This window comes from Labrys okinawensis (genome assembly GCF_047345005.1).
Taxonomy (GTDB): Bacteria; Pseudomonadota; Alphaproteobacteria; order Rhizobiales; family Labraceae; genus Labrys; species Labrys okinawensis.
Map to the genome: position 1 here is coordinate 1,838,998 of NZ_CP178864.1, position 23,096 is coordinate 1,862,093.

General features: G+C 63.6%; 24 protein-coding genes. 6 read left to right on the plus strand and 18 right to left on the minus strand.

Annotation, left to right across the window (positions count from 1 at the left end; translation table 11 throughout):
* Window positions 1-45: 45 nt before the first annotated feature.
* The 5 genes from ACMDCR_RS08670 to ACMDCR_RS08690 form a co-directional block, all read right to left on the minus strand.
* The gene (locus ACMDCR_RS08670) at window positions 46-753 is read right to left on the minus strand and encodes a DUF1223 domain-containing protein (RefSeq protein ID WP_413992142.1); all 708 of its coding nucleotides are present in this window, start codon (window positions 751-753) and stop codon (window positions 46-48) included.
* 83 nt (window positions 754-836) lie between these two features.
* Entirely contained in the window at window positions 837-962 is a 126-nt protein-coding gene (locus tag ACMDCR_RS08675) for a hypothetical protein (RefSeq protein ID WP_413992143.1), read from the minus strand.
* 47 nt (window positions 963-1,009) lie between these two features.
* Window positions 1,010-1,912 carry a hypothetical protein gene (locus ACMDCR_RS08680; protein ID WP_413992144.1) on the minus strand — a complete coding sequence of 301 codons (903 nt, stop codon included), beginning with the start codon at window positions 1,910-1,912 and terminating at the stop codon, window positions 1,010-1,012.
* Window positions 1,913-2,412: 500 nt separating this feature from the next.
* A complete protein-coding gene (locus ACMDCR_RS08685; RefSeq protein WP_413992145.1) occupies window positions 2,413-2,892 on the minus strand; it encodes a Crp/Fnr family transcriptional regulator in 480 nt (159 codons plus the stop codon).
* A gap of 102 nt (window positions 2,893-2,994) precedes the next feature.
* On the minus strand, window positions 2,995-3,906 hold the full coding sequence (locus ACMDCR_RS08690; RefSeq protein ID WP_413992146.1) for a LysR substrate-binding domain-containing protein: 912 nt from the start codon (window positions 3,904-3,906) through the stop codon (window positions 2,995-2,997).
* 100 nt (window positions 3,907-4,006) lie between these two features.
* On the opposite strand from ACMDCR_RS08690, the gene ACMDCR_RS08695 reads away from it, so the two are divergent.
* The gene (locus tag ACMDCR_RS08695; RefSeq protein ID WP_413992147.1) at window positions 4,007-4,705 is read left to right on the plus strand and encodes a pirin family protein; all 699 of its coding nucleotides are present in this window, start codon (window positions 4,007-4,009) and stop codon (window positions 4,703-4,705) included.
* Between the two features lie 363 nt (window positions 4,706-5,068).
* Entirely contained in the window at window positions 5,069-5,323 is a 255-nt protein-coding gene (locus ACMDCR_RS08700; RefSeq protein ID WP_413992148.1) for a hypothetical protein, read from the plus strand.
* A 372-nt stretch (window positions 5,324-5,695) separates the two neighbouring features.
* Here ACMDCR_RS08700 and ACMDCR_RS08705 read toward each other — a convergent pair whose 3' ends face one another.
* Window positions 5,696-6,025 (minus strand): hypothetical protein, encoded by a 330-nt coding sequence (locus tag ACMDCR_RS08705; RefSeq protein ID WP_413992149.1) that lies wholly within the window; start codon window positions 6,023-6,025, stop codon window positions 5,696-5,698.
* A 188-nt stretch (window positions 6,026-6,213) separates the two neighbouring features.
* The gene (locus ACMDCR_RS08710; protein ID WP_413992150.1) at window positions 6,214-7,005 is read right to left on the minus strand and encodes a class I SAM-dependent methyltransferase; all 792 of its coding nucleotides are present in this window, start codon (window positions 7,003-7,005) and stop codon (window positions 6,214-6,216) included.
* Window positions 7,006-7,168: 163 nt separating this feature from the next.
* On the opposite strand from ACMDCR_RS08710, the gene ACMDCR_RS08715 reads away from it, so the two are divergent.
* Window positions 7,169-7,618 carry a hypothetical protein gene (locus tag ACMDCR_RS08715; RefSeq protein ID WP_413992151.1) on the plus strand — a complete coding sequence of 150 codons (450 nt, stop codon included), beginning with the start codon at window positions 7,169-7,171 and terminating at the stop codon, window positions 7,616-7,618.
* Window positions 7,619-7,812: 194 nt separating this feature from the next.
* On the opposite strand, the gene ACMDCR_RS08720 is transcribed toward ACMDCR_RS08715, so the two are convergent.
* Window positions 7,813-8,052 (minus strand): DUF2188 domain-containing protein, encoded by a 240-nt coding sequence (locus ACMDCR_RS08720; RefSeq protein ID WP_413992152.1) that lies wholly within the window; start codon window positions 8,050-8,052, stop codon window positions 7,813-7,815.
* A 274-nt stretch (window positions 8,053-8,326) separates the two neighbouring features.
* Window positions 8,327-8,722, minus strand: coding sequence for a PRC-barrel domain-containing protein (locus ACMDCR_RS08725; RefSeq protein WP_413992153.1), 396 nt, complete (start codon window positions 8,720-8,722; stop codon window positions 8,327-8,329).
* 193 nt (window positions 8,723-8,915) lie between these two features.
* Here ACMDCR_RS08725 and ACMDCR_RS08730 point away from each other — a divergent pair, with 193 nt between their 5' ends.
* Window positions 8,916-9,473 (plus strand): sugar O-acetyltransferase, encoded by a 558-nt coding sequence (locus ACMDCR_RS08730; protein WP_413992154.1) that lies wholly within the window; start codon window positions 8,916-8,918, stop codon window positions 9,471-9,473.
* Between the two features lie 45 nt (window positions 9,474-9,518).
* Here ACMDCR_RS08730 and ACMDCR_RS08735 read toward each other — a convergent pair whose 3' ends face one another.
* From ACMDCR_RS08735 to ACMDCR_RS08765, 7 genes are all read right to left on the minus strand, one after another.
* On the minus strand, window positions 9,519-9,914 hold the full coding sequence (locus ACMDCR_RS08735) for a DoxX family protein (RefSeq protein WP_413992155.1): 396 nt from the start codon (window positions 9,912-9,914) through the stop codon (window positions 9,519-9,521).
* A gap of 228 nt (window positions 9,915-10,142) precedes the next feature.
* The gene (locus ACMDCR_RS08740) at window positions 10,143-11,093 is read right to left on the minus strand and encodes a bifunctional riboflavin kinase/FAD synthetase (protein ID WP_413992156.1); all 951 of its coding nucleotides are present in this window, start codon (window positions 11,091-11,093) and stop codon (window positions 10,143-10,145) included.
* Between the two features lie 7 nt (window positions 11,094-11,100).
* Window positions 11,101-11,970 (minus strand): TIGR01459 family HAD-type hydrolase, encoded by an 870-nt coding sequence (locus ACMDCR_RS08745; RefSeq protein WP_413992157.1) that lies wholly within the window; start codon window positions 11,968-11,970, stop codon window positions 11,101-11,103.
* 141 nt (window positions 11,971-12,111) lie between these two features.
* A complete protein-coding gene (locus ACMDCR_RS08750) occupies window positions 12,112-12,936 on the minus strand; it encodes a patatin-like phospholipase family protein (protein ID WP_413992158.1) in 825 nt (274 codons plus the stop codon).
* A 3-nt stretch (window positions 12,937-12,939) separates the two neighbouring features.
* On the minus strand, window positions 12,940-14,211 hold the full coding sequence (gene purD / locus ACMDCR_RS08755) for a phosphoribosylamine--glycine ligase (protein ID WP_413992159.1): 1,272 nt from the start codon (window positions 14,209-14,211) through the stop codon (window positions 12,940-12,942).
* 263 nt (window positions 14,212-14,474) lie between these two features.
* Window positions 14,475-15,350 carry a 4-(cytidine 5'-diphospho)-2-C-methyl-D-erythritol kinase gene (locus ACMDCR_RS08760; protein WP_413992160.1) on the minus strand — a complete coding sequence of 292 codons (876 nt, stop codon included), beginning with the start codon at window positions 15,348-15,350 and terminating at the stop codon, window positions 14,475-14,477.
* 22 nt (window positions 15,351-15,372) lie between these two features.
* Entirely contained in the window at window positions 15,373-17,280 is a 1,908-nt protein-coding gene (locus ACMDCR_RS08765; RefSeq protein ID WP_413992161.1) for a tetratricopeptide repeat protein, read from the minus strand.
* Between the two features lie 404 nt (window positions 17,281-17,684).
* Here ACMDCR_RS08765 and ACMDCR_RS08770 point away from each other — a divergent pair, with 404 nt between their 5' ends.
* Window positions 17,685-18,920: an MFS transporter gene (locus ACMDCR_RS08770; RefSeq protein WP_413992162.1), complete on the plus strand. Its 1,236-nt coding sequence runs from the start codon at window positions 17,685-17,687 to the stop codon at window positions 18,918-18,920.
* A 126-nt stretch (window positions 18,921-19,046) separates the two neighbouring features.
* Here ACMDCR_RS08770 and ACMDCR_RS08775 read toward each other — a convergent pair whose 3' ends face one another.
* Window positions 19,047-19,922 (minus strand): SDR family oxidoreductase, encoded by an 876-nt coding sequence (locus tag ACMDCR_RS08775; protein ID WP_413992163.1) that lies wholly within the window; start codon window positions 19,920-19,922, stop codon window positions 19,047-19,049.
* A gap of 122 nt (window positions 19,923-20,044) precedes the next feature.
* The gene (locus ACMDCR_RS08780) at window positions 20,045-21,721 is read right to left on the minus strand and encodes a 4Fe-4S dicluster domain-containing protein (protein WP_413992164.1); all 1,677 of its coding nucleotides are present in this window, start codon (window positions 21,719-21,721) and stop codon (window positions 20,045-20,047) included.
* Between the two features lie 331 nt (window positions 21,722-22,052).
* On the opposite strand from ACMDCR_RS08780, the gene ACMDCR_RS08785 reads away from it, so the two are divergent.
* Window positions 22,053-23,069: an SPFH domain-containing protein gene (locus ACMDCR_RS08785; protein WP_413992165.1), complete on the plus strand. Its 1,017-nt coding sequence runs from the start codon at window positions 22,053-22,055 to the stop codon at window positions 23,067-23,069.
* Window positions 23,070-23,096 lie beyond the last annotated feature (27 nt).

Genomic DNA, 23,096 nt, shown 5'->3' on the forward strand with positions numbered 1-23,096 from the left:
TGCGGTTCTTGCCAAGGTCGGCAAACCGCAAGGGGCTCTAGGGATTTAGTCGGTCACTGCAGCCAGGATTGGCCCGCCATTGGGCACCTGCACCAGAATGGCCGTCCGCAGCCCAGCGCTCGCAGGTTCAAAGGTCTGCCTGAAGGCGCTTCCCGTCCAACTGCCGAGCCGCTTCAATTCATGAACGACGTTTGTATGAGGCAAGGTTCGTCCCGTGTTCTCGCCGCGACCCACCGCAACATTCACGACGTTTGGATCGTAGCGGACAAGCCAGATGTCGGTTCCGGAACGGGGGGCGGCGCCGGCCGCAAGGCTGACGCTGGTCGAGGAGAGCTCGATGGCCGGGCCATTCGACAGATGGCTTCCGCCAAGCAGGCCTTCGACGGATGAATAGTCGTTGCCCACCGTATCCCGGCTGCCGTTCACCACCATCTGAGGCGTGAAGGGACCGCTATGCCCCAGATTTGTCTCATAGGAGCTTTGCCTGTCGGTGAATTTTTCCTGGCCGAACACATCCTTCCAGCCCAGGCTGTCCCAATAGGTCACCGAAAAGCTCAAGGCCAGAACATCGTTGCGGCCGCGAAGCTTGATCAGATTGGCGTTGGCGGGCGGACAGGACGAGCAGCCCTGGCTTGTGAACAATTCGACCACGAGCGGCACGTGGCGTCCGGAAGCTTCCGCCAAGCCAGGCAAGCCCATAAAGACCAGCAGGGCACCGGAATAAATACCCGCGCGGAAAATTGAGCCTCTCATGCCTTGCTCCTTACAGTCACGACGATCGCCTTGGAGAATCCGTCTCCTGTTCGGGACTTCGTGGGGAGCGCCTTTCTGTTACATCACGTGTCCGTGATGGGTTGCTCGGTAGCCAGCTCGCCAGTGCCCCGACGGCGATTGCGGTGGATCTTGAACAGGAAAGGGGCGAAGAAGAGATTGCGCGTAGCCTTCGGGCGGCCAATCGCCATAGACGGTCCTGTCTGACGGGCGGGATTTGGCTCTGCGCACTGCTACGTCAAGTCCAGGTTCCCGCACCGGGATCCGTCGTCACGGCGCGCCAGCCCATTTGTTCGCCCACCGGCCGCATCATTCCCATCGCCCATAGCCAGGGCGTTGCGTTTTCAACCGAGAAATCATCGCCCGCTCCCATGATGTTGCCGGAGTTGCCGATGCCCTGTTCGGAGCCGTAGCAGAAGTGTGAATTCGTGCCGCCTTTTATCTTCCAGTATGTGTCCATCCCGGCCTTTGCGGAGGCAATCGCAAATTCGCAAAGCGGCAATCGCCGCATGACCCCGATATGATCGAGACCGATCGTATGACCGATCTCATGAGCGATCGTGTGATGTGTTCGCGGCTCACCTGGCTGGGGAACAGGGTCGACATGCGGAATGGTGTCCAAGGAATCATAGAGCAGGGAGTGTGATCTGAATGTCAGGCTATCCAATGGCTGGCCAGTGAGCATGGCCAGGTTGAGATAGGCGACATCGATAGTCCTGTGGGCGTCGCCGGTTGGAGCGAAGTCAACGGAGAGCTCGCAAACCACATTTGGCCGCCACTCCTTGGGCATTGAGATGATCTTCTTATTGTACTGAGAGAAACTGGGCGGTGAGACGAGCCAGAATTGACCGTTCCACATATTTGCCTGGGCCTGAGCTGCAGCGACGTACCGCCCCCATTCGACTGCGGGCCAGGGCAAGGTCCAAAACAGCTTGTCGTCGGCGTCGAAAATAAACGGCACTGACTTCGATTGTCGCAGTTTCATCCGGATCGCGATCGTCAATTTCATCGGCGCGAGGAAGGAGTCACTTGTCGGCTGGTAGAGAAAGGCATCGAACGATGCGGGCACGCTGCCGCCAGTGGTTGTATTGGAGGAGAATGTCGTTGCCGCTACAGGCATTGGATTGTACGAAATCGCCATAGTCTGGCCCTCTGCATTCTGTGCCGGTGTATAGCTAAACGTTATCTTAAATATACTTCTAAGCATATTAAGCTTTAAGGACTGCACGAGGGTTTAACGCGTCAGTCATAAAAGCGTGTAAATAACTACGTTCTTAAGTCTTGATTTAATGGTATTTAATAAATATCAAAAGATTGTGAGTTATATAGGTTTCATGCCTACTGAGGGATCGAATGGCCGGGATTGATGTCGCCCAGGTACATAAATAAAGTTCGCGGCGCTTTTGACTGCCGGAATCTTATTTCCAAGGAGATGTCCGAGCTCTTTCCATCGCAGGACACAAGCCGTGTTTCCTGCTAGCTCAGCCCGAAGCTGATGAACCCAGTAAGAAGCCAACGCCGTGACGAGGATGTGATCCGGTCTTCAGCGAATCTGGCTTGTCGCAGCGCAAAACCAAACCATTACGCCGCATTTCGCTGCTTGTCGTTGCGTCTCAATCGCATGGCGCACGCGAACCTACGTCATTGACTCGCGCGAAGCATCTGCAGTTCCGCAATGCAATTATCGGCGCGCCGGAGCCGTCGACAAAGCTCGCGGTTGATATTCTGTATCACCATGACATACGCGTGGATGTCGGCCTTGTAGAACGTGTAGAGTTTTCCGGCGGTGAGCTCGTACAGCACGATCGGACTCTCCGCGACGACGCTGGCTGATCGGTTCTGCATTTCGATGAGCGTCATTTCGCCAAAGAAATCACCGGGTCCGAGACCCGCTATGCGAATTGCGTGCTCCGAATCCCCTCGCTTGCTCACCGCGAGTTCGCCGGAGTGAACAATGAACATCGAGCGCCCCGATTCTCCTTCCACCACGACAGTGGCCCCGACGTCGAAGCGGCGCTCGACCAGCATTGCGACCAGGAGATCGAGGCTTGGCTCTGAGAGGCCACCGAAGAAAGGCGTGGAGAGCAAAAACGCTTTCAGATCGGGCAAGGTGGCTGCCATCGAGATATTATACCCCTGCTTCCGGCGGCGGCAAGCGGGCCAAGCCGTGCCGGGAGAAGGCCGGTTGGCAGCCGCTTTGGCCTTGGGCTCGCTCGCCTTCGCTTACGTCCACGGTGCTCCCGCCAGCGCCCCCGCCAGATAATCGATTACCACCTGCACCCTCAGCGGCCGCAGCGGGGAGGGCGGCATGATCAGATGCAGCGCCAGGGGCGGCACCCCCCACTCCGGCATGGCGATTTCCAGCGTACCGGCGCGCAGCTCGCGCCAGACGAGGAATTCCGGTTGAATGGCGAGGCCCATGCCCGCCACGAGAGCCGGATTGAGCATGTCTGCATTGTCTGTCCAGAGCCGCACCGGCGGCTGCACGACCTCTTCGCCGAACTGGGGATGGCTGAAGCGCCAGGAGCTGGGCGAGGGGGCCCTCGCATAGGCCAGCACCCGGTGCCGCTGAAGCTGGGCCGGATGGGTCGGGCGTCCCTGCGCGTCGAGATAGGCCGGCGCGGCGACCAGCAGCAGCCGCACCGTGCACAGCCGCCTGGCCAGCAGCGAGGAATCCTCGAGCCGGGCGATGCGCAGCGCGAGATCGAAGCCGTCTGCGACGAGGTCGACCTGGCTGTCGGTGAGCGAGACATCCAGCGTCACGTCGGGATAGGCGGCCATGAAGCCGGGCAGGGTGGCCGCCATGTAGGCGATGCCGAAGGAGAGGGGCGCGCTGAGGCGCACGCGCCCGCGTGGCGTGGCCGATTGCTCGACGGCCTCGTCCTCCACCGCCTCGCCCTCCTGGAGGATGCGCGTCGCCCTCTCCAGCGCGGCGCGGCCGCCTTCGGTCAGCGACAGCCGCCGCGAGGTGCGCGATATGAGCGCGATGCCGAGCCGCGCCTCGAGCCGGGCGATGGCCTTGGAGACGGTGGGATTCGACAGGCCGAGTTCCTGTGCGGCCCGCGCGAAGGAGCCTGTTTCAGCCACTTTCGCGAAAATGGCCCAGGCTTCGAGATCGGGGAGACGACGTGTCATTTTCGGAAACGATGAGATGACAATGTTTCTATTTCATTAAAGTAGGACAGCCGCCATCTTTCCGTCAACGCAGCAATCGTGCTGAACACGGAGACCTATCATGATCGATCGTCGCCCCTTCGCCAGCCTCGGCGGTGCCAATCACGGCTGGCTCGATGCCAAGCACCATTTCTCCTTCGCCAGCTATCATGATCGCAAGCGCATGGGCTGGGGTCCGATCCGGGTGTGGAACGATGACACCATCGCGCCCGGCACCGGCTTCCCGCCCCATCCTCATGCCGACATGGAGATCATCACCTATGTCCGCGAGGGCGCGATCACCCATCAGGACAGCATGGGCAATTCCGGCCGCACCGAGGCCGGCGACGTTCAGGTGATGAGCGCCGGATCGGGCGTGCGGCATTCGGAATATAACCGCGAGCCCGGCACGACGCGCATCTTCCAGATCTGGATCGAGCCGAAATCGCGCGGCGCCAGGCCGGCCTGGGGTGCCAAGCCCTTTCCGAAGGGCGATCGCTCGGGCCGGTTCGTGACGCTGGCCAGCGGCTTTGCCGAGGATGCCGATGCCCTGCCGATCCGCACCGACGCCCGCATCCTGGGCGCCACGCTGAAGGCCGGCGAGACCGCCGACTACGAGCTCGGCGCAGGCAACCACGCCTATCTCGTGCCGGCCAAGGGGTCCGTCGAGATCAATGGCGTGCGCATCGATGCCCGCGACGGAGCCGCGATCACCGATGAAAAGGTGCTGCATGTGACCGCGCTCGAGGACGCCGAGCTCGTCCTGGTCGACGCGGCCTGAGGCGGCGGCGCGTCGGCATCGCACCGGGGCGAACATCCGGAGGCGATGCTGGCGCCAGGTCGCGCAAGAAGGCTCGGCCGCCGGCGCGTGCTTCGACGAAAAAGGCGACGACCCTCGCTCTTCATCAAGAAAAAGCAGCGTTGTCAGCAAGTTGGCGGGATAGAATCGGTGCTCGAATGCCGGGGCGTGGGATTGCAAAACGCCAGATATCGCCGCCAACAAATCGCCGGTCATGGGGGTGAGAGTTGGCCCCTATTTAACATGGTTATTGGATAACCCCGGAATTGCCGCTTTGCTGTCACATTATTGACACAGGATCTCTCCGAGGTTCACCCCGGGGCTGATCCCAAGGAGACGATGACCATGAGAAAACTTGCTATCATCCTGGCAAGCACCATTCTGGCCGCTTCAACAATCGGTATTGGCGCAGCTTCCGCGCAAACGACGCCAGCGCCGGCGACGCCCGATGCCACGACGGCTACGCCCGCCCCGGATACGGCTGCGCCAATGAAGAAAGCCAAGCCTCACAAGGCGGCCGTCAAGCACAAGGCGATGAAGAAGAAGGCCGCGCCCAAGAAGAAGCCGGCCATGGAGCCGAGCGCGCAGCCGCAGCAGTAGGTTTCCGTAAGCGGGGATTGTGCCTGAGCCCGGCCGGCTTGCCGAGTTCAGGCGCAATCGCACCGGCCGAGAGCCTGATAAGAAAATTCTAACAGAGCTGAGAAAAACTCAGTTCGTCATGCCCGGCTTGTTCCGGGCGTGCAGGCGTGACTTTCGCCAATGTTTTGCGCCACACTGAATGTACACCGGACACTTGGCCGGTGGGAGACAAGTCCGGTGACGACAGGAAGTCGAGGCTCCGCGACTTTCGGTCAGGCTCAACGGACTTCGCACGCCGCTTGCAGGACCATCGCGAAGAGCAAACACAGAAGTGGCTGCACTTCATGAGCATTGGCGGCGCTGCCTGGAGCAGCGCCGCCGTGTTCTATGCCATCAATTGGCGATGACGCGGTCGCCGCGGCAAACATTCACATTGTTGTAGGTCGAGGTGTAATCGTCGCTGAAGCGCACCTTGATGTCGAACAGGCAGTTGTCGCCCGAAATGGTGAATTCGGATGTGGAGTTCGGCGCGATCGCCGACTCGACATCCGCCGCCTTCCAGGGGTCGGACTCCCCGGCATGGGCGAACCACACATCCTGGATCGCCAGGTTGCCGTTGCGGTTGACCACGGTGAACTCACCGGCCATGGCGGCCGATCCCTGGAACAGGGCACCCATCGCGAGGGCACCGACGACAACCAAAGCCTTGATGGACTTGCTCATAGCTGAATTCTCGCTTTCTGGAGGAAGTATTTGATATGACGGCCTGATTGACCACTCCGGCCGTCGCCAGAGCTATAGGCCAGACCTCGCCGCCTTCATGTTCCCCACGTTACGAAAATCCTGCAAAAGGGCCCGAAATCGGCCATTTTTGCCCCCAGCGCGTGCGCTTGGGCACAAATTTGGAGATTTTAAGCGCGGCGTGCCAGGTACAGGCTGGTCGTCATGTTCCGCACGACGCGATTGCCGAAGTCATACCGCGCGATGCGGCCAAGTTCTGCCAGGACCGTTTCGCGGTCGGCCCGGATATTCACATTGGAGTAGGTGGCGTAGAGCGCCATCGTCTGCTCGGCATTCAGGACCAGCGACCAGCGGCTCGACATGCCCTCAGCGGAGTCGAAGGCGCCTGTTCGATATATCGCTGCCAGCCGGGCTTCGGTATCGAGGCCGAAGGGGATGCCAAGATCGCCCGCCGAGGGGCCAGACGGCCCGTTTAGCAGGTCCCTGGTTGCCACATGGAAGGGATCCGGCTGGCCGTCATCGCCAAAGACATTCCATATCGCGGCCCACCAGCCGCCGGGACGGAGCAGCCGCGCAATCTTGTCAAGTGCGGCATCTTCCTCGAGCCAGTGGAATGAGGTGGCGCTGATCCCGAGATCGTAGCCGCCAGCTTCCAGTTTCGCGTCCTCGAACGCCACATTCTGTACGCACAGGGCCGGGTGAGCGTTGTTCTTGCACAGGAATTCGGCGAGGCGCGCGTCTGGCTCTATGGCCATGAGCCTGCGGACACCCTCAGCGAGCAGGCGGCGGGTGGCCTTGCCCGTACCAGCGCCGATCTCGAAGACCGCGGTGCCGCTGGAGAGGCCACATCGCGTCCGCAGCATGTCATAGATCCATTCCGGATAGTCGGGGCGCGCAATATCGTATCCAGCAGGATCAAGTCCGAAAGCCTTGCGTCCGATCTGCCTGGGGATCGTATTCATGGGCCGCTTTCCCCCTCTCGCATCCCGATGCTATCCCATGCCAATAACATGGCAGAATTCGTCGCTGAGGCTGCAGTGTCTACAGCAGCCAGGCAATGGGGGCTGCGAGGCTCTTATCGGTCAGACGCGACCGGCAACAGCCTATGCATGCGGGGAGGCGAACATGGACGCGGCCTATATTTCAGCGCTTTTCGGTCTCGCAGGCGCGATCGTTGGCGGGCTGGCTTCATTCAGCACGACCTGGCTCACGCAAAGCGCACAGCTCCGCGAGAGGCGGCGGGAGGTTGAAAGAAACCGGCGGGAACAACTTTTCGACAGCTTCATCACCGAGGCAACGCGCCTGTATGGCGACGCGCTGAGCCATGAGAAGGATGATGTGGCGGATCTTGTGCTCCTCTACGCGATCGTCGGCAGAATGCGGCTGACGACCTCGCGGACCGTGGTGGAGGCCGCGGAGCGGGTGTTGGATGCCATCGTCGACACTTATCTGTCACCCAACCGGACATTGCACGAGCTCCGCCAGCTCGCTCGCGACGGCGGCTTGAACTTCCTCGGCGAGTTCGGCGAGATCTGCCGTGCGGATCTTCTGGCAACCACGTATGGCCGGAGATGACATGAGGTTGGTGGGAAAACCTCACAACTCGTTGCCGCTGTCGCTTTCTTATTCGTGATCGGGATACGCCGCGGATGACGGCCTCATAGCGATGCCGCTATCCCAATTCTCATGGACCGCACCGCCATCTGTGCCGTGCATCCTGAAGCAGCCCTATGCCGGTCTTGTCGCTCAGCCGACCGGTATCGCCGCCCTCAGTTTTTCACTCTGGTCGACGGGCGGTCGCCGCCGGCGGCGTGCTCCTTGTGCCACTTGCCCTTGGCGTCCTCGAAATCGATCTCCGCATCTTCTCCCGGCGTGCGCTGCTCACGTGCGGCCCGCTCCGCTGCCGCATGGGCTGCTTCCCGTGTCGGGAAAGGCTCCGAGAACACGCCATCCGCTTTGTAGGCCCATCCCCCATCATGCTCGACGACTTCATAAATCTCTTGCGACATGAACAAACTCCATTTTGAAGAATCGGCGAGGGCCCTTGGGGTGGCGCTCTGTTCGGATGGGACTTCATTTCCACATTACGCCAATTGCCATTGAAAGCCATCGTATCGCCGCCGACCTTGGCCGTCTCGTCGGGCTCGGCAGGGTGTGGCGATTGAACGGGTGCTGTTTACGACCGGGGGGCTGTCCCTCAGCAGAAGAATCGCAGATGCAGCACCGGGCCTGATGTCCGCCACAGGTCCGGCGCCGTCGTTTCCACATGCGAGCAGCGGGGTGTTACACCCCAGCGTTAGGATACTCGCCGAGCCCGCGCCCGCCCGGCGTCTTGTAGTAGTCGTCCACGAGGCGGGTCCGATCGGGGTCGCTCCAGTCCCACTGCTCCTCAGTCGCATATTTGGGAGCGCGGGTGAGTTCGTCCTCGGTGACGCCGACCTGGTAGCCGCCGAGATCGGTATTGTATTTCAGCGTGTTCCACGACAGCGGGTAGTGGTCGTGGCCGATGCCCAGGAAGCCGCCGAAGGCCAGCACGGCGTAGGAGACCTGGCCGCTGCGCTTGTCGAGCATCACGCGCTCGATCGAGCCGATGCGCTCGCCATCCGCGCCATAGACGGCGGTGCCTTCAACCTTGTCGCTGCCGATAAGGTTGCCGTATTCGGTATTTTCGATTGCCATGGAAAATCCTCCTGTTTCCTCATCGTGAACGGGGGCAGGAGGCATTTGTTCCGGTGGCAACGTTTCTGCTTGGACCCGTAGGGCAAACGCAGGCTTGCGCGATTCACCTTCACCGCCAATGCTTTGGCAGGGCCTTGCTGTCGCGCGGCGGGTCAGCCTTCGTATGATACCCGCTACCGAAGGAGAATAACGAATGGCGGATAGTAGCCGCACCAAGATGATACCCAGGAGAACGCCGGAATCGGCGGCCATGCTGGCAAACGTCAAACGAGCGATGGCGATCACCGCCAGTCTCAACCGTCTGACATTCAACGACGCGGACGAAGTCCGCGCCCTGTTCAGCGATCTCATCGGTAAGAAGGTGGACGACAACTTTATGTTGATCCCACCATTCTACACGACCGGGGGGCTCGACATCCGTGTTGGGTGCAATGTTTTCGTCAATCAGAACTGCACATTTTATGACCTTGGAGGCCTTGATATTGCCGACGACGTGATGATCGGGCCGAATGTGAGCATCATTACGTCCGGCCATCCCCTTGCACCTTCACAGCGGCGCGCCTTCGTAACCGCAAAGCCCATCGTGATTGAAAGAAACGTCTGGATCGCGGCCGGCGCAACGATCATCGGCGGCGTTACGGTGGGCGAAAACTCCGTTGTCGCGGCGGGTTCCGTCGTCACCAAGGACGTTCCCCCGAATAGTCTCGCCGGAGGAAACCCGGCGAGTATCATTCGTTCGATTGCCGACTGAAGGATTCCAGTCGGCAACGTCGCTGCAGGGCGTTCGACTCCGCCTTCAGGCCGCCAGCGGCAGCAGTGCGCGCAGGCGGGTTTCGCGCAGATAGAGGCCGCCCCAAGTCAGTGCGCCGAGCAGGAGGCAGATGAGCTGGGGCGGCGAGCCGAGTTCACCGAGGCGGAAATGCGTGCAGATCGCTCCGCCGAGGAAGCCCGTGACCAGGATCGCGCCCAGCACGGCCGTACGGGGAATGGCATAGAGGATGGCGCAGGCGAGCATGATGATGCCGAGCGGGATAGCCTGGCTGGTCGGGAAACCGGTGGCCTCCATTTCCGCCTTCGTCAGACCGGGCGCGAAGAGCTGCACCAGGCCATCCGCAAGAAGGGCCAGGACCACGAGGCCGGAGAAAAGGCGGCCGATCCAGATCGCAGCCGAGGTTCCAGGGGTGGACGACATATGGATTTCTCCCGAAAGTCACTGCCGAACGACAAAGGCCGCGCCGGGCAGGAAGACGCTAACATATGGAAACAACGACATGATTCCGCCTCAGGACGGAAGGCCGCCGCGCGTCGGAGCCTATAGACCGGCCAGTGAAATCGTGCGTGACATGTGTTTGCAGACCGAGGCAGCCGGCGAGCCTGAAGCCGAAAGTCGCGGATGCGCGCACGCCGGCGCTCGCACTCCTCATGCCCCGGCCATCTCCCGCGCCACACGCGCATCCTCGTTCATGCGCGCGACCAGCGCCTCGATCGAATCGAACTTCTCCTCGCCGCGGATACGCCCGATGAAGGCGACCTCGATCACCTTGCCATAGAGGTCGCCCGAAAAGTCGAAGACATAGGTCTCCAGCAGCGGCGGACCGTTGTCGAAGGTGGGGCGGCGGCCAAAGCTGGCGACGCCGGGGCGGATGACACCGTCGATAACGGTGCGCACGGCGTAGATGCCGTGCTGCAGGCCGCATTGCGGCTCGAGTGCCATATTGGCGGTGGGAAAACCAAGATCGCGGCCGCGTTTTTCGCCATGGATGACCGGGGTGAGCACTGACCATTCATGGCCTAGCAGCCGGTTGGCCCTGGCGATGTCGCCAGTCGCCAGCGCCTTGCGGATGGCGGAGGAGGAGACGGCCTCGCCGGTCTCGCGCGTCGGCGCCACGATGGCAATGTCGAGGCCGAGCGCCCGGCCATGCTGCACCAGGAATTCGGGCGTGCCGCGCCGGTCCTTGCCGAAATGGAAATCATAGCCCACGGCAACCGCGCCGGCGCGCAGGCGCCGCACCACCAGCTCTTCCAGGAACTCCTCGGCCGTCATGCCGGCGAGCGCGCGATCGAAGGTTAGGGTGATGAGGGCATCGAGCCCGGCGCGTTCCAGGAGCAGCGCCTTAAGGGCGGGAGGCGTGAGCCGGAAGAGCGGCTCCTCCGGGCGGAATAGGGCGCGCGGATGCGGCTCGAAGCTCAACGCGATCGCCGGGCGTGGCGGGCCATGCGGGGCATTGTGCGGCCCCTTGGCCAAGGCCTCGGCGGCATCGATCACCGCTTTGTGGCCGCGATGGACGCCGTCGAAATTGCCGATCGCCACCGCCGCGTTGTGAAGGTGGGCGGGCAGGGAGACGGGATCGAGGAACTGCTCGAAAGGCATGGTGCGTTCACCAGATCAGACGCGGCATCACGGCGTCCGGGACGACGCCTTTGTCGGCGAGGAAGGCGGCCAGCGCGCCGGCGTCGATCTCGCCCTCGCCATGACCCGCTTCCAGCGCATGGATGCCACCGGAGATGAACAGCGCGCCGCAGCCGATGGCGGCGGCGCCGGCGAGGTCCGTGCGCACGGAATCACCGATGGCGAGGGTGCGGGCATGCGCCACGGAGCTGCCGCGCCTGGCCGCGGCGGTCTCGAAAGCGGCGTCGTAGATCGGCTGGAAGGGCTTGCCGCAGATCGTCGCCTCGCCGCCGATGGCGCGATAGGCCTCAGCGATGGCGCCGGCGCAATAGATCATGATGCCGCCGCGATCGACGACCAGATCCGGATTGGCGCAGATCATCGGTATCTTGCGGGCGAGGAGGGCGCGCAGCATCGGCCCGTAATTGTCGGGCGTCTCGGTGGTGTCGTCGAACAGCCCGGTGCAGACGACGATGTCGGCCTCGTCCGCCTCGACGAAGTTGATGCCGAGCCCATGATAGAGCGGGAGGTCGCGCTCGGGGCCCAGATGGAAGACCTTCTTCTCGGCGACGGCGGCGATGTGGGAGCGGGTGACATCGCCCGAAGTGACGATGGCGTCGTAGGCCTCGCGCGGCAGGCCGAGGCGGTCGAGCTGCGGGCTGACGGCGCCGTTGGGGCGCGGCGCGTTGGAGACCAGCACCACTGTGCCGCCGCCCTTGCGAAACGTGCTCAGCGCCTCTGCCACACCGGGGAAGAGGGCATGGCCATTATGGATGACGCCCCAGATGTCGCAGAACAGGAGGTCATAGGCCGGGGCGATCTCGCGAAAGCCATGGATGAGACGGGGCGAGGCAGCCAAGGCGGGACCTTTCGGATGGGGACGGAGCGGCGTCCTTCACATAAGCCGGGAAGGCGCGGGTGGAAAGGGGCGGAACGTCTCAGGGGAAGGCGGCAGGCCGCTTGCGGTAACCAAGCCCAGGGGAGGCTCGCATCGCGCCTCTCACTCCATCAATTCGCTCAGCCTTCGCTTCAACTGCTCCTTTGCCGGTTTCGCCAGCCTGAAAATCACGCTCGACCGTCCGAAATCCAGCGCCCGGATGCTCCCGACATTCGGGCGGATCAGGATATCCGGCCTGTATTGGGCGGCCTTCGCGTCCACGATCGCGCCCTGCATGATCTGCAGCGCGCCGAACATCGCCTCCCAGGCGCCGGGCATGTCGGTTTCGCCGGGCACCACCGGCGCGCCGCTGACGTCGATGCCGACGATGAGGTCGGCCTTGCCCGCCAAATGGTCGATCGGCAACGGGTTGACGGTGGCGCCGTCCACCAGCACCTGCCCGTCGATGCGTACCGGGCGTATCGCGCCGGGGATCGCCATCGAGGCGGCGATCGCCGGGCGCAGCGGGCCCTCGGTGAAGACTTTTTCTCGCCTTGCGTAGTAGTCAGTGGCAACCACCGTGAGCGGTATCAGGCATTGCGCGAAGGTCTGCGGCACGCCTTCTGGCAGGAAGGCGTCGCAGAAAGCCTCGCCATCGATCAGCACGGGGTTGCCCAGCGGCGAAAACAGGTCAGCGAGCCTGCCGACACGTGCGGCGAACAGCTTGCTGCGCGTGCCGCGACGGTCCGCCAGCGTCGCGAGGGTGTAGTCGTGCAGCTCGCGGGCCGAAAGGCCGCTGGCATAGGAAGCGGCGTAGATCGCGCCCATAGAGGTGCCGGCCAGCGCCGTTGGCTTGACGCCGAGCTCGTCGAAGACCTCCAGCATGGCGATATGGGCAAGGCCACGCGCCCCGCCGCCACCCAGAGCCAGCGCCACCGTCTTGCCCATGACTCAGACCTTTTTGATCGCGCGCCAGCCTATGTCGCGGCGGCAGAAGCCTTCCGGCCAGTCGACGAGATCGATGGCCTCGTAGGCGAGGGCCTGCGCCTCCTTGACCGTCTTGCCGGTGGCGGCGATGCCAAGCACGCGCCCGCCATTGGCGAGGATGCGGTCGCCCGAGCGTCGCGTGCCGGCGTGGAAGACCAGCACGTCGTCGACCGAGGCGGCCTTGGCGAGGCCGCGGATTTCCGAGCTGCGCGGAAAGTTGCCGGGATAGCCCTTCGTCGCCATCACCACGCAGAGCGCCGTATCGGGCTTCCAGCGCAGTGAGATGGTGGAGAGCAGGCCATCTGCCGAGGCGAGCAGCGCCGGCAGGAGGTCCGAGCGCAGGCGCGGCATGATCACCTGAGTCTCCGGATCGCCGAAGCGCACATTGTATTCGATGAGCTGCGGCCCGTCCCTGGTGATCATTAAGCCGGCAAACAGAACGCCTTTGAAGGGTGTGCCGCGTGACGCCATGGCCCGGACGGTGGGGCGAATGATGGTTTCCATGACGCGCTCCTCCATCTCCGGCGTCATGATGGGGGCGGGCGAATAGGCGCCCATGCCGCCGGTGTTCGGGCCCTTGTCGCCGTCGAACGCGCGCTTGTGGTCCTGCGCCGAGATCAGCGGAATGGCCGTGGTGCCGTCGCAGAGGGCAAAGAAGCTTGCCTCCTCACCCTCGAGATAGGCCTCGATCACGACTTCACGGCCAGCCTCGCCCACACTGCCGGCAAAAATGGCATCGACCGCCGCGAGGGCGTCGTCGAGGGTCATCGCCACCACAACGCCCTTGCCGGCGGCGAGGCCATCGGCCTTAACCACGATCGGTGCGCCATGCTCGCGGACATAGGCCTTGGCGGCGTCCGCCTCGGTAAAGCGCTGATAGGCGGCGGTCGGGATGCCGAACTCACGGCAAAGGTCCTTGGTGTAACCCTTGGAGCCTTCGAGTGCGGCCGCGGCCTTGCTCGGCCCGAAAGCCTTGATGCCGGCTTTGGCGAGATCGTCGACCATGCCGGCCACTAGCGGGGCCTCGGGGCCGACGACCACGAAGTCGATATCGTTCTCCTGGCAGAAGGCGATCACGGCCGCATGATCGGTGATGTCGATATCGGCACAGATGGCGCATTCTTCCATGCCGGGATTGCCGGGCGCGGCATAGAGCCTGTCGCATTCCGCACTCGCCGCTATCGCCCAGGCCAGGGCATGCTCGCGCCCGCCCGATCCGATCAGAAGAATGTTCATCGTTATCGCCTGCTGAGATTAGCCGGGCCGGACCTTTGCCCGATTGGGGGGAAGGATGCAATATTTGGAGTGGCGATCACCGATCGCCATCTTGCTTGCCGTGGGCACGGCTCGTTTCCAAGATTGTCGATCGGTGATCGACACTCCGTGTTTGGCGCGCGCCCACTCGCAAGGGTTGGTGTGCCAGTCTCCAGACCGGCATGTCCGCGACCTCTCTTGTGGTGGTGAGATGCCGATCTGGAGATCGGCGCACCAAACGGCCCCTACCCAATCGAAGTCTCCACGATCCACCAGCCTGGCTTGAACGGCCTGAGCGCCTCGGCGGCCATCCTCGCAGCCTCGCGCGTGTCGAACAGGCCGAACACAGTAGCGCCGGAGCCGGACATACGGGCGAGGCGGCAGCCGGGCTGCTGGCCGACCGCCTCGATCGCCTCTCCAATCACGGGACGCAGGGCGATGGCCGGCGGCTGCAGGTCGTTGCGGCCGGAGGCGATGAGGTCGATCAGGCTGGCGGCCTTGCCGGCCAGGCCGATCCGGCGAGGCAGCATCTCGTCATAGGGGGCGACACTGCCCGGCTCCAGGGCAAGGGCGCGGAAGACCTCGGCGGTGGGCGTGGCGACGCCCGGATTGACCAGCAGAGCAGGCAAAGGCGGCAGCGTCACGGGTTCGGAAAGCATCTCACCGGCGCCGCGCATCCAGCGGCTTCTCGCTTCCAGGCATACGGGAACGTCGGAGCCGGTGGCGCGGGCAGATTCCACCACGGCATCATGCGTCAAGGCGAGCTTGTTGGCGCGAGCGAGCAGGCGTAGCGCCGCCGCTGCATCCGAAGAGCCGCCGCCGATCCCGGCCGCCGCCGGCAGCGCCTTCATGAGATGGAAATGGCCGAGGATCAGGCCGGGAAAACGGCTCGCCAGCGCGTTCGCCGCCTTGAGGACGAGATTGTCGGCCAACGCGCCGGCCCCCTCCGCCCGCGGGCCGCTCACTTCCAGCGACAGGTCCGGCCCCAATTCCAGACTGAGGCTGTCGGCGACATCCGCGAAGGCGACCAGGCTGTCCAGGACATGGTAGCCGTCGGCGCGACGTCCTGTTACGGCCAGGGTCAGGTTGACCTTGGCGCGCGCATGCTCACTGAGGCGCATGGATCAATGCCTACAGGTGGCCTCAGCCGCCGCTGCCGGGAGCAGCGGGCTTGGGCGCGTCTGGCGGCTTGGGCGCGTCGGCCGGCTTGGGCGAATCCACCGGCTTTGTGGTATCCGCCGGCTTGGGCGCGTTGACGGGCGTCGGCGTCTCGACGGCAGGCTTGGGCTGCTCGGTGGGCTTGGGCGGGGCCTCGGCAGCCTTGCTGGCATCGGCCGAGGCGGTGTCCTTCATGCCCTGCTTCATCTTGAGCTCGAGCTCGGCCTTCTCATCCGCTTCGGGCTTGGAATCGAGGGCATGACGCCACTGGAAGGTCGCTTCCAGCTTGCGGCCGGCCTTCCAATAGGCATCGCCGAGATGGTCGTTGATGGTGGGATCGCTGGGCTTGAGCGAAACCGCCCGTTCCAGTTGCTCCACCGCCTCGTCATATTGGCCAATCTTGTAGTTGGCCCAGCCAAGGCTGTCGACGATATAGCCGTCATCGGGGCGCTGATCGACGGCCTTCTTGATCATGTCCATGCCTTCCTGGAGGTGGACACCCTGGTCAATCCAGGAATAGCCGAGATAGTTCAGCACCGAAGGCTGGTCCGGATAGAGCTCCAGCGCCTTCTTGAAATCGGCCTCGGCCTTGGGCCACTGCTTGGTGCGCTCATAGGCGATGCCGCGATAATAGAACGTCGACCAGTCGTTGCGGCTGGGCGTGCCGATTACGTCGATGGCCTGCGAGAAGGCCGTCACAGCTTCATCCCAGCGCTTGCGCGTCTGGTAAATGCCGCCGAGCGAGATGATGGCGTCGAGGTCCTTGGGATTGGTGGCGATGATCTTCTTCAGATGCGCCACGCCTTCATCCGTCTTGTCGAGTTCATCCAGCGTCGAGGCAAGCTCGATCTCGGCATTGCGCTTGAGTGGGGAGGAGGGCGGCACCGCCTGGAACAGTTGCTGGGCGATCTCGGGCTGCTTGAGATCGCTGTAGAGTTCGGCGAGGCCGATCAGCGCATTGGGGTTATTGCCGTCGAGATAGAGCGCCAGGCGATAGAACACCACGGCATAGTCGGCTCCGCCCTGCTTGGCGATGCCGGCGGCGACCGAGATCAGGATATCGGCCGAGCCCTGCTGGGCCGAATTCACCGCCGGGCCGATGCGCTTGCCGGCCTGGATATCGGAGATCAGGCTGGCGACGATGGGCTGGCGCGGCACCTTGGCGGCGTAGTCGTTGAGGACGGAAAGCGCTTCGTCCTTCTTGCCGCCGCGCACCAGCGCGCGCGCATAGGCATCCATCACCGACACGGCGTTGGAATCGCGCTCATGCGCATCCTTGAGGCGGGCGATGGCCTCCTCATGCTGGCCGGCGAGGTCCAGCATCATTCCAGCCGAGAAATTCTTGAAGGTGGAGAAGCCGTCATTGGACGAGATGTCGTCCGTGGCGGAGACGCCCTTCTTCGTCTGGCCGGCGCCCGCATAGGTCCAGGTCGAGATCAGTGGCGTGGCGAGCTGCAGGATCGGCTTGTCGAGGGTGAAGGCAAGCTCGGTGCGGGCCGCATTGTAGTTGCGCGCCTTCAAGGCGCGGATGCCGAGCACAAGGTGGGCGATCGGGTTCTTCTTGTCGATTGCGATCACCCGGTTGGCGAACATTACCGCCTTGTCCATTTCGCCGGAGGTCAACAGCGCGATGAAAGTGCGGTTGGTCAGTTCCTGCCGCGCCTGGTCGTCCTTGAACAGGCCGCTTCGCAGCGCCTGGGCATAGAAGGCTGCGGCATTGTCGTCATCGCGCAGATTGGCGGCAAGGCGCCCCGCCAGCAGGCTGCCGGAGGCCGTGGTCGGCCGGAACGGAGCCTCGGCGGATTTGGCCGCGAAGGCCGGTGCAACGGCGGCGGTCGAAACCAGGAACGCCACGAGGGCAACGGAAAGGGGCGCGCGAGAAGACAAGGCCACTGTTGGGAAAACTCCGAATCATCCGTTCGCCTCCGCGAGGCGACGCAGTCGCAAATCATTCCCTCCCACCATGGCCGCTTTGAGGCGAGGGAACAACCCGTCCCGAGCCGGGGGAATCGATTTTATCTTTCCCCCAATGTCGCAATTTCGTGAATGACGGGCCGCTGGTAAGGCCATTGCATGAGACCACAGGAGCTTTCGTCCCCGGCGCGTGTAGCGCGGGAAGGGGATCCAGGGGCCCAAGGTCTCGGATAGCTGCCCCCCGGGAATCGCTTCCCTTCGCCCTTTCTCACTTTACTCAAAAGCGGCTCAGCCGGAAATGACACTGAGCTTTGATCTGAAGCGACTGCTCCGCACTGGCATGTCCGCTTGACACGACGCGGCGATCGTCCGACCCCTTCGGCATGTCTGTCGCCTCCGCTTCCACCGAGCCCGTTCCTTACGTCGTCAGAGGTTCGGCCGCCTATCGCAAGATCAGCTTCGGCCTCTTCCTGGCGGGCTTCGCTACCTTCTCGCTCATCTATTGCGTGCAGCCTTTGCTGCCGCTGCTGGCCGCGCATTTCGAGATTGGCGCCGCGCAGAGTTCGCTCGCGCTGTCGCTGACGACGGGCCTGCTGGCGCTCGCCATCTTCGTGGCGGCGGCGGTGTCCGAAAGCCTCGGCCGTCGCGAATTGATGTTCGCCTCGATCGGCCTCGCCAGCCTCCTCAACATTGCCGCCGCCGTCACGCCGGCCTGGCATGCCATCCTCGTCATCCGGGCGCTGGAAGGACTGGCGCTCGGCGGCGTGCCGGCGGTGGCCATCGCCTATCTCGCCGAGGAGATCGAGCCGCGCGGTCTCGGCTTCGCCATGGGCCTCTATATCGCCGGCACGGCCTTTGGCGGCATGGCCGGGCGGGTGGCGACCGGCTTCCTCGCCGAATTCTTCTCCTGGCGCTTCGCGCTCGGAGGCATCGGCGCGATGGGGCTGGTGCTGGCGCTCGGCTTCATCGCGCTTCTGCCGCCGTCGCGCCATTTCACACCGAAGAAAGGCTTCGACCTCGCCTACCACGCCGGCGCCTGGGCCTCCCACTTCAGGGATGGCGGGACGGGCGCCTTCGCCAAGCCGATGCTCTTCGCCATCGCCTTCTGCACCATGGGCAGTTTCGTGACCATCTACAATTACGCTGGCTTCCGGCTGATGGCGCCGCCCTTCGATCTTGGCCCGACGCAAACAGGGCTGATCTTCACGGTCTATCTCTTCGGCATCGCCTCCTCGTCGCTCGGCGGGGCGGCAGCAGACCGTTTCGGCCGGGCGCCGGTGCTGATCGTCAGCCTGGTGCTGATGGCTGCCGGCGTAGGATTGACGGTCGCGCCGCACCTTCTGGGCATGATTGCCGGCATCGCGGTGCTCACCGGCGGCTTCTTCGCCGCGCATGCGGTGGCGAGCGGCTGGGTGGGCCGGCTTGGCGGGGCAAGCAAGGGGCACGCCGCCTCGCTCTATATGCTGGCCTATTATCTCGGCTCCAGCATTGCCGGTTCTACCGGCGGCTGGTTCTGGAGCGAGGGCGCCTGGCCGGCTGTGGCCGGCTTCACGCTGGTGCTGATCACGCTGGCGATCGGCTGTGCGGCGAGGCTGGGGGTATCGAGGGCAGGCGGGTAGGGCGCCCTGGGATCGCCGGCGTCCTTGCCTGCCCTGCCATTGTCGGAGAACGCGACGTTTCCAAGAGCAGGCAAGGATGCCTGCGATCCCAGGAAAGGAGTGCCGACCAAGGCCGGCACGCTGGACTTACCCCTTCACGGCCGCCGCCACGGTCTGCGCATAAGGCGTCGTCGGTCGGCCGGTCAGCCTGCTCAACTGCCTGCTGTCATCGAACAGCGCGCCCTTCGCGGCGCCCGCATCGGAATCCGCCAGCAGGCCGGCAAAACCTTCCGGCAGACCGGCGCCGACGAGCGCTGCCTTGAATTCCGGCTCGCTGAGATTCTTGTAGACCACGGGTTTGCCGGAGGCCTTGGCGATCTCGGCCGCGAATTCGGAAAGAGTGAAGGCGTCGTCGCCCGCCAGCTCGTAGATGCGCCCGCCCTGGTCCTCTTCGGAAGTCAGCACGGCGGCGGCGGCGCGAGCATAGTCGGCTCGGGCGGCGGTCGAGAGGCGTCCATCGCCGGCAGCCCCGAGGAAGGCGCCGTGGGCGAGGGCAGGGGGAATGGAGGCGGCATAGTTCTCGGTGTACCAGCCATTGCGCAGCAGCGCGAAGGGCACGCCCGATTGACGCAAGGCGGCTTCGGTCTGCCTGTGTTCGTCGGCGAGGCCGAGCGGCGTGGTGTCGGCGCGCAGGATGCTGGTATAGGCGATCAGCTTGACGCCGGCCTGCTTCGCCGCCGCGATGGCATTGCGATGTTGGCTGGCACGGCTGCCGACGGCGTTGGAGGAGATCAGCAGCAGCCGGTCGATGCCGGTGAAGGCGTTGGCGAGGCCGGCCGAATCGGCATAGTCGACCTTGCGCACTTCGACGGCCTTGGCCGCGAAGGCCTTGGCGGCATCGCCGTCGGGATTGCGCACTCCGGCGACGATCTGCGAGGCAGGCAGGCTTTCGAGCAGATCATCGACGACGAGGCGGCCGAGCTGGCCGCTGGCTGCGGCGACGAGAATACGAGCGTGGGTCATGGAAAGCTCCCTTGGAGGTCTGATTTCGGGAGTTGGTATATATTTGAAACCTTGTAGTGGCATAAGAAGGCAGGTTGAAGGAAGGTAGTTACTTCAATGTGCCTACGTCCGCGCTCCCAGCCTCACATATTCGGATAATTCGGCCCGCCGCCGCCCTCCGGCGTTACCCAGTTGATGTTCTGGGCGGGATCCTTGATGTCGCAGGTCTTGCAGTGCACGCAGTTCTGCGCGTTGATCACGAAGCGCGGATCCTTCTTCGCCGCCTCATCCCCATAAACCACTTCGTAGACGCCAGCCGGGCAGTAGAGCCGCGCCGGCTCCCCAAAGATGGGCAGGTTCTTCTCGATCGGGACCTTCGGATCCTCAAGGGTGAGGTGGATGGGCTGGTCTTCCTCGTGATTGGTCGAGGACAGGAACACCGAGGAGAGCTTGTCGAAGGAGAGCTTGCCGTCGGGTTTGGGGTAGGCGATCGGCTTCGACTCGGCGATCGGCTTCAGCGTGGCGTAGTCGGGCTTGCCATGCTTCAGGGTGCCGAACAGCGAAAAGCCGAGCTTCTCGTTGAGATGCATGTCGATGCCGCCGAGGATCACGCCGGCGAAGGTGCCGAGCTTGGACCAGAGCGGCTTGACGTTGCGCACCTTGTAGAGGTCCTGGCCGATCTCGCTGCCGCGCCAGGCCTGCTCATAGGCGAGCGGTTCGTCATGGGCCCGGCCCTCGGCCAGCGCCTGGGAGATGTGCTCGGCCGCCAGCATGCCCGAGAGCACCGCATTGTGGCTGCCCTTGATGCGCGGCACGTTGACGAAGCCGGCCGAGCAGCCGATCAGCGCGCCGCCCGGGAAGGAGAGCTTGGGCACCGACTGGTAGCCGCCCTCGGTGATGGCGCGCGCGCCGTAGGCGATGCGCTTGCCGCCCTCGAAGGTCGGTGCGATCAGCGGATGGTGCTTGAAGCGCTGGAACTCGTCGAAGGGTGACAGATAGGGGTTGGTGTAGTTGAGGTGGATGACGAAGCCGACCACCACCTGGTTGTTCTCGAGGTGGTAGAGGAAGGAGCCGCCGCCGGTCTTCGAATCGAGCGGCCAGCCGAAGGAGTGCTGCACGCGGCCAGGCACATGCCTGGCCGGGTCGACCTGCCAGAGTTCCTTGATGCCGATGCCGAATTTCTGCGGCTCGCTGTTGTCGTCGAGCTTGAAGCGAGAGATCAGCGTCTTGGACAGGCTCCCGCGCGCGCCCTCGGCGAACAGGGTGTATTTGCCGTGCAGCTCCATGCCACGGGTGAAGCCGGATTTCGGCTTGCCATCGCGCCCGATCCCCATGTCGCCGGTGGCGATGCCCGTGACGGCGCCGTTCTCGTCATAGAGGACCTCCGCGGCGGCAAAGCCCGGATAGATCTCGACGCCCAGCGCCTCGGCCTGAACAGCCAGCCAGCGGCAGACATTGCCCAGCGAGCCGACGAAATTGCCATGGTTCGACATCAGCTTGGGCATGCCGAAATTGGGCAGCCGCACGGCGCCGGAGGGGCCGAGATAGTAGAACCGGTCCTCGCTGACCTCGGTCACCAACGGGCGGTCCGGGGCCTCACGCCATTCGGGCAGGAGCTTGTCGAGGCCCACGGGATCGATCACCGCGCCGGAGAGGATGTGGGCGCCGACTTCCGAGCCCTTCTCCACCACCACGACCGTGATTTCGGGGTTGAGCTGCTTGAGGCGGATGGCGGCCGAGAGGCCAGCGGGCCCGGCGCCGACCACGACGACATCATATTCCATCGCCTCGCGGGGGCCGAGATCGGCGCTGTCGGTCATTCCACAAGTCTCCACGCATCGGGACAGTTGATCACGCGTGCTTTTTTCACGTTTTTGGAAGAGGTGCAAACCGCGTTGCGACGGAATCTTCGCTGGGAGCGCGGACGTCCCGTCCGCTCTTGAACCTCCATCCTTGCAGGAAAGGGGCGCGGCCTGTGTGGTGGCTTCGACAACTGTGTCAGGCTTCCCAGGAACTGCATCGTTTCAAGAGCTGATCGTCCGACACTCTCTTGAGTGTCGTAGGACGTCCGCGCTCCCAGCAGACTATTGCTCCCCGCGTCAGCTACTATAGGTTGATCTTGGCGGCAGCGATGCGATGGAGAGCACGGGCATGAGCCTCATGAATTTCATTTCCAAGCAATTTATCGACATCATCCAGTGGACGGCGGAAGAGCCGGGCCTCGTCGCCTACCGCTTCCCGATGCAGGACAAGGAAATCCAGAACGGTGGTCAGCTGGTCGTGCGCGAGACGCAGAAGGCGGCCTTTTTCAACGAGGGCAAGATCGCCGACGTCTTCGGGCCCGGCACCTATACGCTGAACACGCGGACGCTGCCGATCCTCACCTATCTGCAGAACTGGGACAAATTCTTCGAATCGCCGTTCAAGTCCGACGTCTATTTCTTCGACACCCATGACCAGATCGACCGCAAATGGGGCACCACTCAGCCCCTGACCATCCGCGACAAGGAATATGGGCCGATCCGCATCCGCGCCTTCGGCAATTATTCCTATGCCATCGGCGACGTCGGCCCCTTCTGGTCGCGGCTGGTCGGCACGGCCGAGCGCTGCACGACGGAGATGATCGAGGGCCAGCTGCGCGGCGCCATCCTCACCGCGATCGCCACTTATCTCGGCCAGAGCAACATCGCCTTCATCGACATGGCGGCCAATCAGGAGATGTTCTCCCAGAAGCTGGCGGAGGCGATCAAGCCGGCGCTCAGGGATTACGGCATCGATCTCAAGACCTTCTACGTGCAGAGCCTGTCGCTTCCCGACGAGTTGCAGCAGGTGCTCGACAAGGTCTCGTCGATGAACATGCTGGGCGACCTCAACCGATACGCCCAGTTCCAGACCGCCCAGTCGATCCCTATCGCGGCGGAGAATCCGGGCGGGCTTGCAGGCGCGGGCGCTGGGCTCGGCGCCGGCATGGCGATCGGCCAGGCGATGGCGCAGAGCTTCAGCACCGCCTCTTCGGCGTCTTCGTCCTCCGCGGCCGCGCCGCCAGCCCAGCTGGCGGAAGATCCGATCGCGCTGCTCGAAAAACTTGGCGGGCTCCTTGCGAAGGGGATTCTGACCCAGCAGGAGTTCGATGCCAAGAAGGCGGAATTGCTGGCGCGGATAAAGTAACGGTGTGCCGGTCTTCAGACCGGCGCT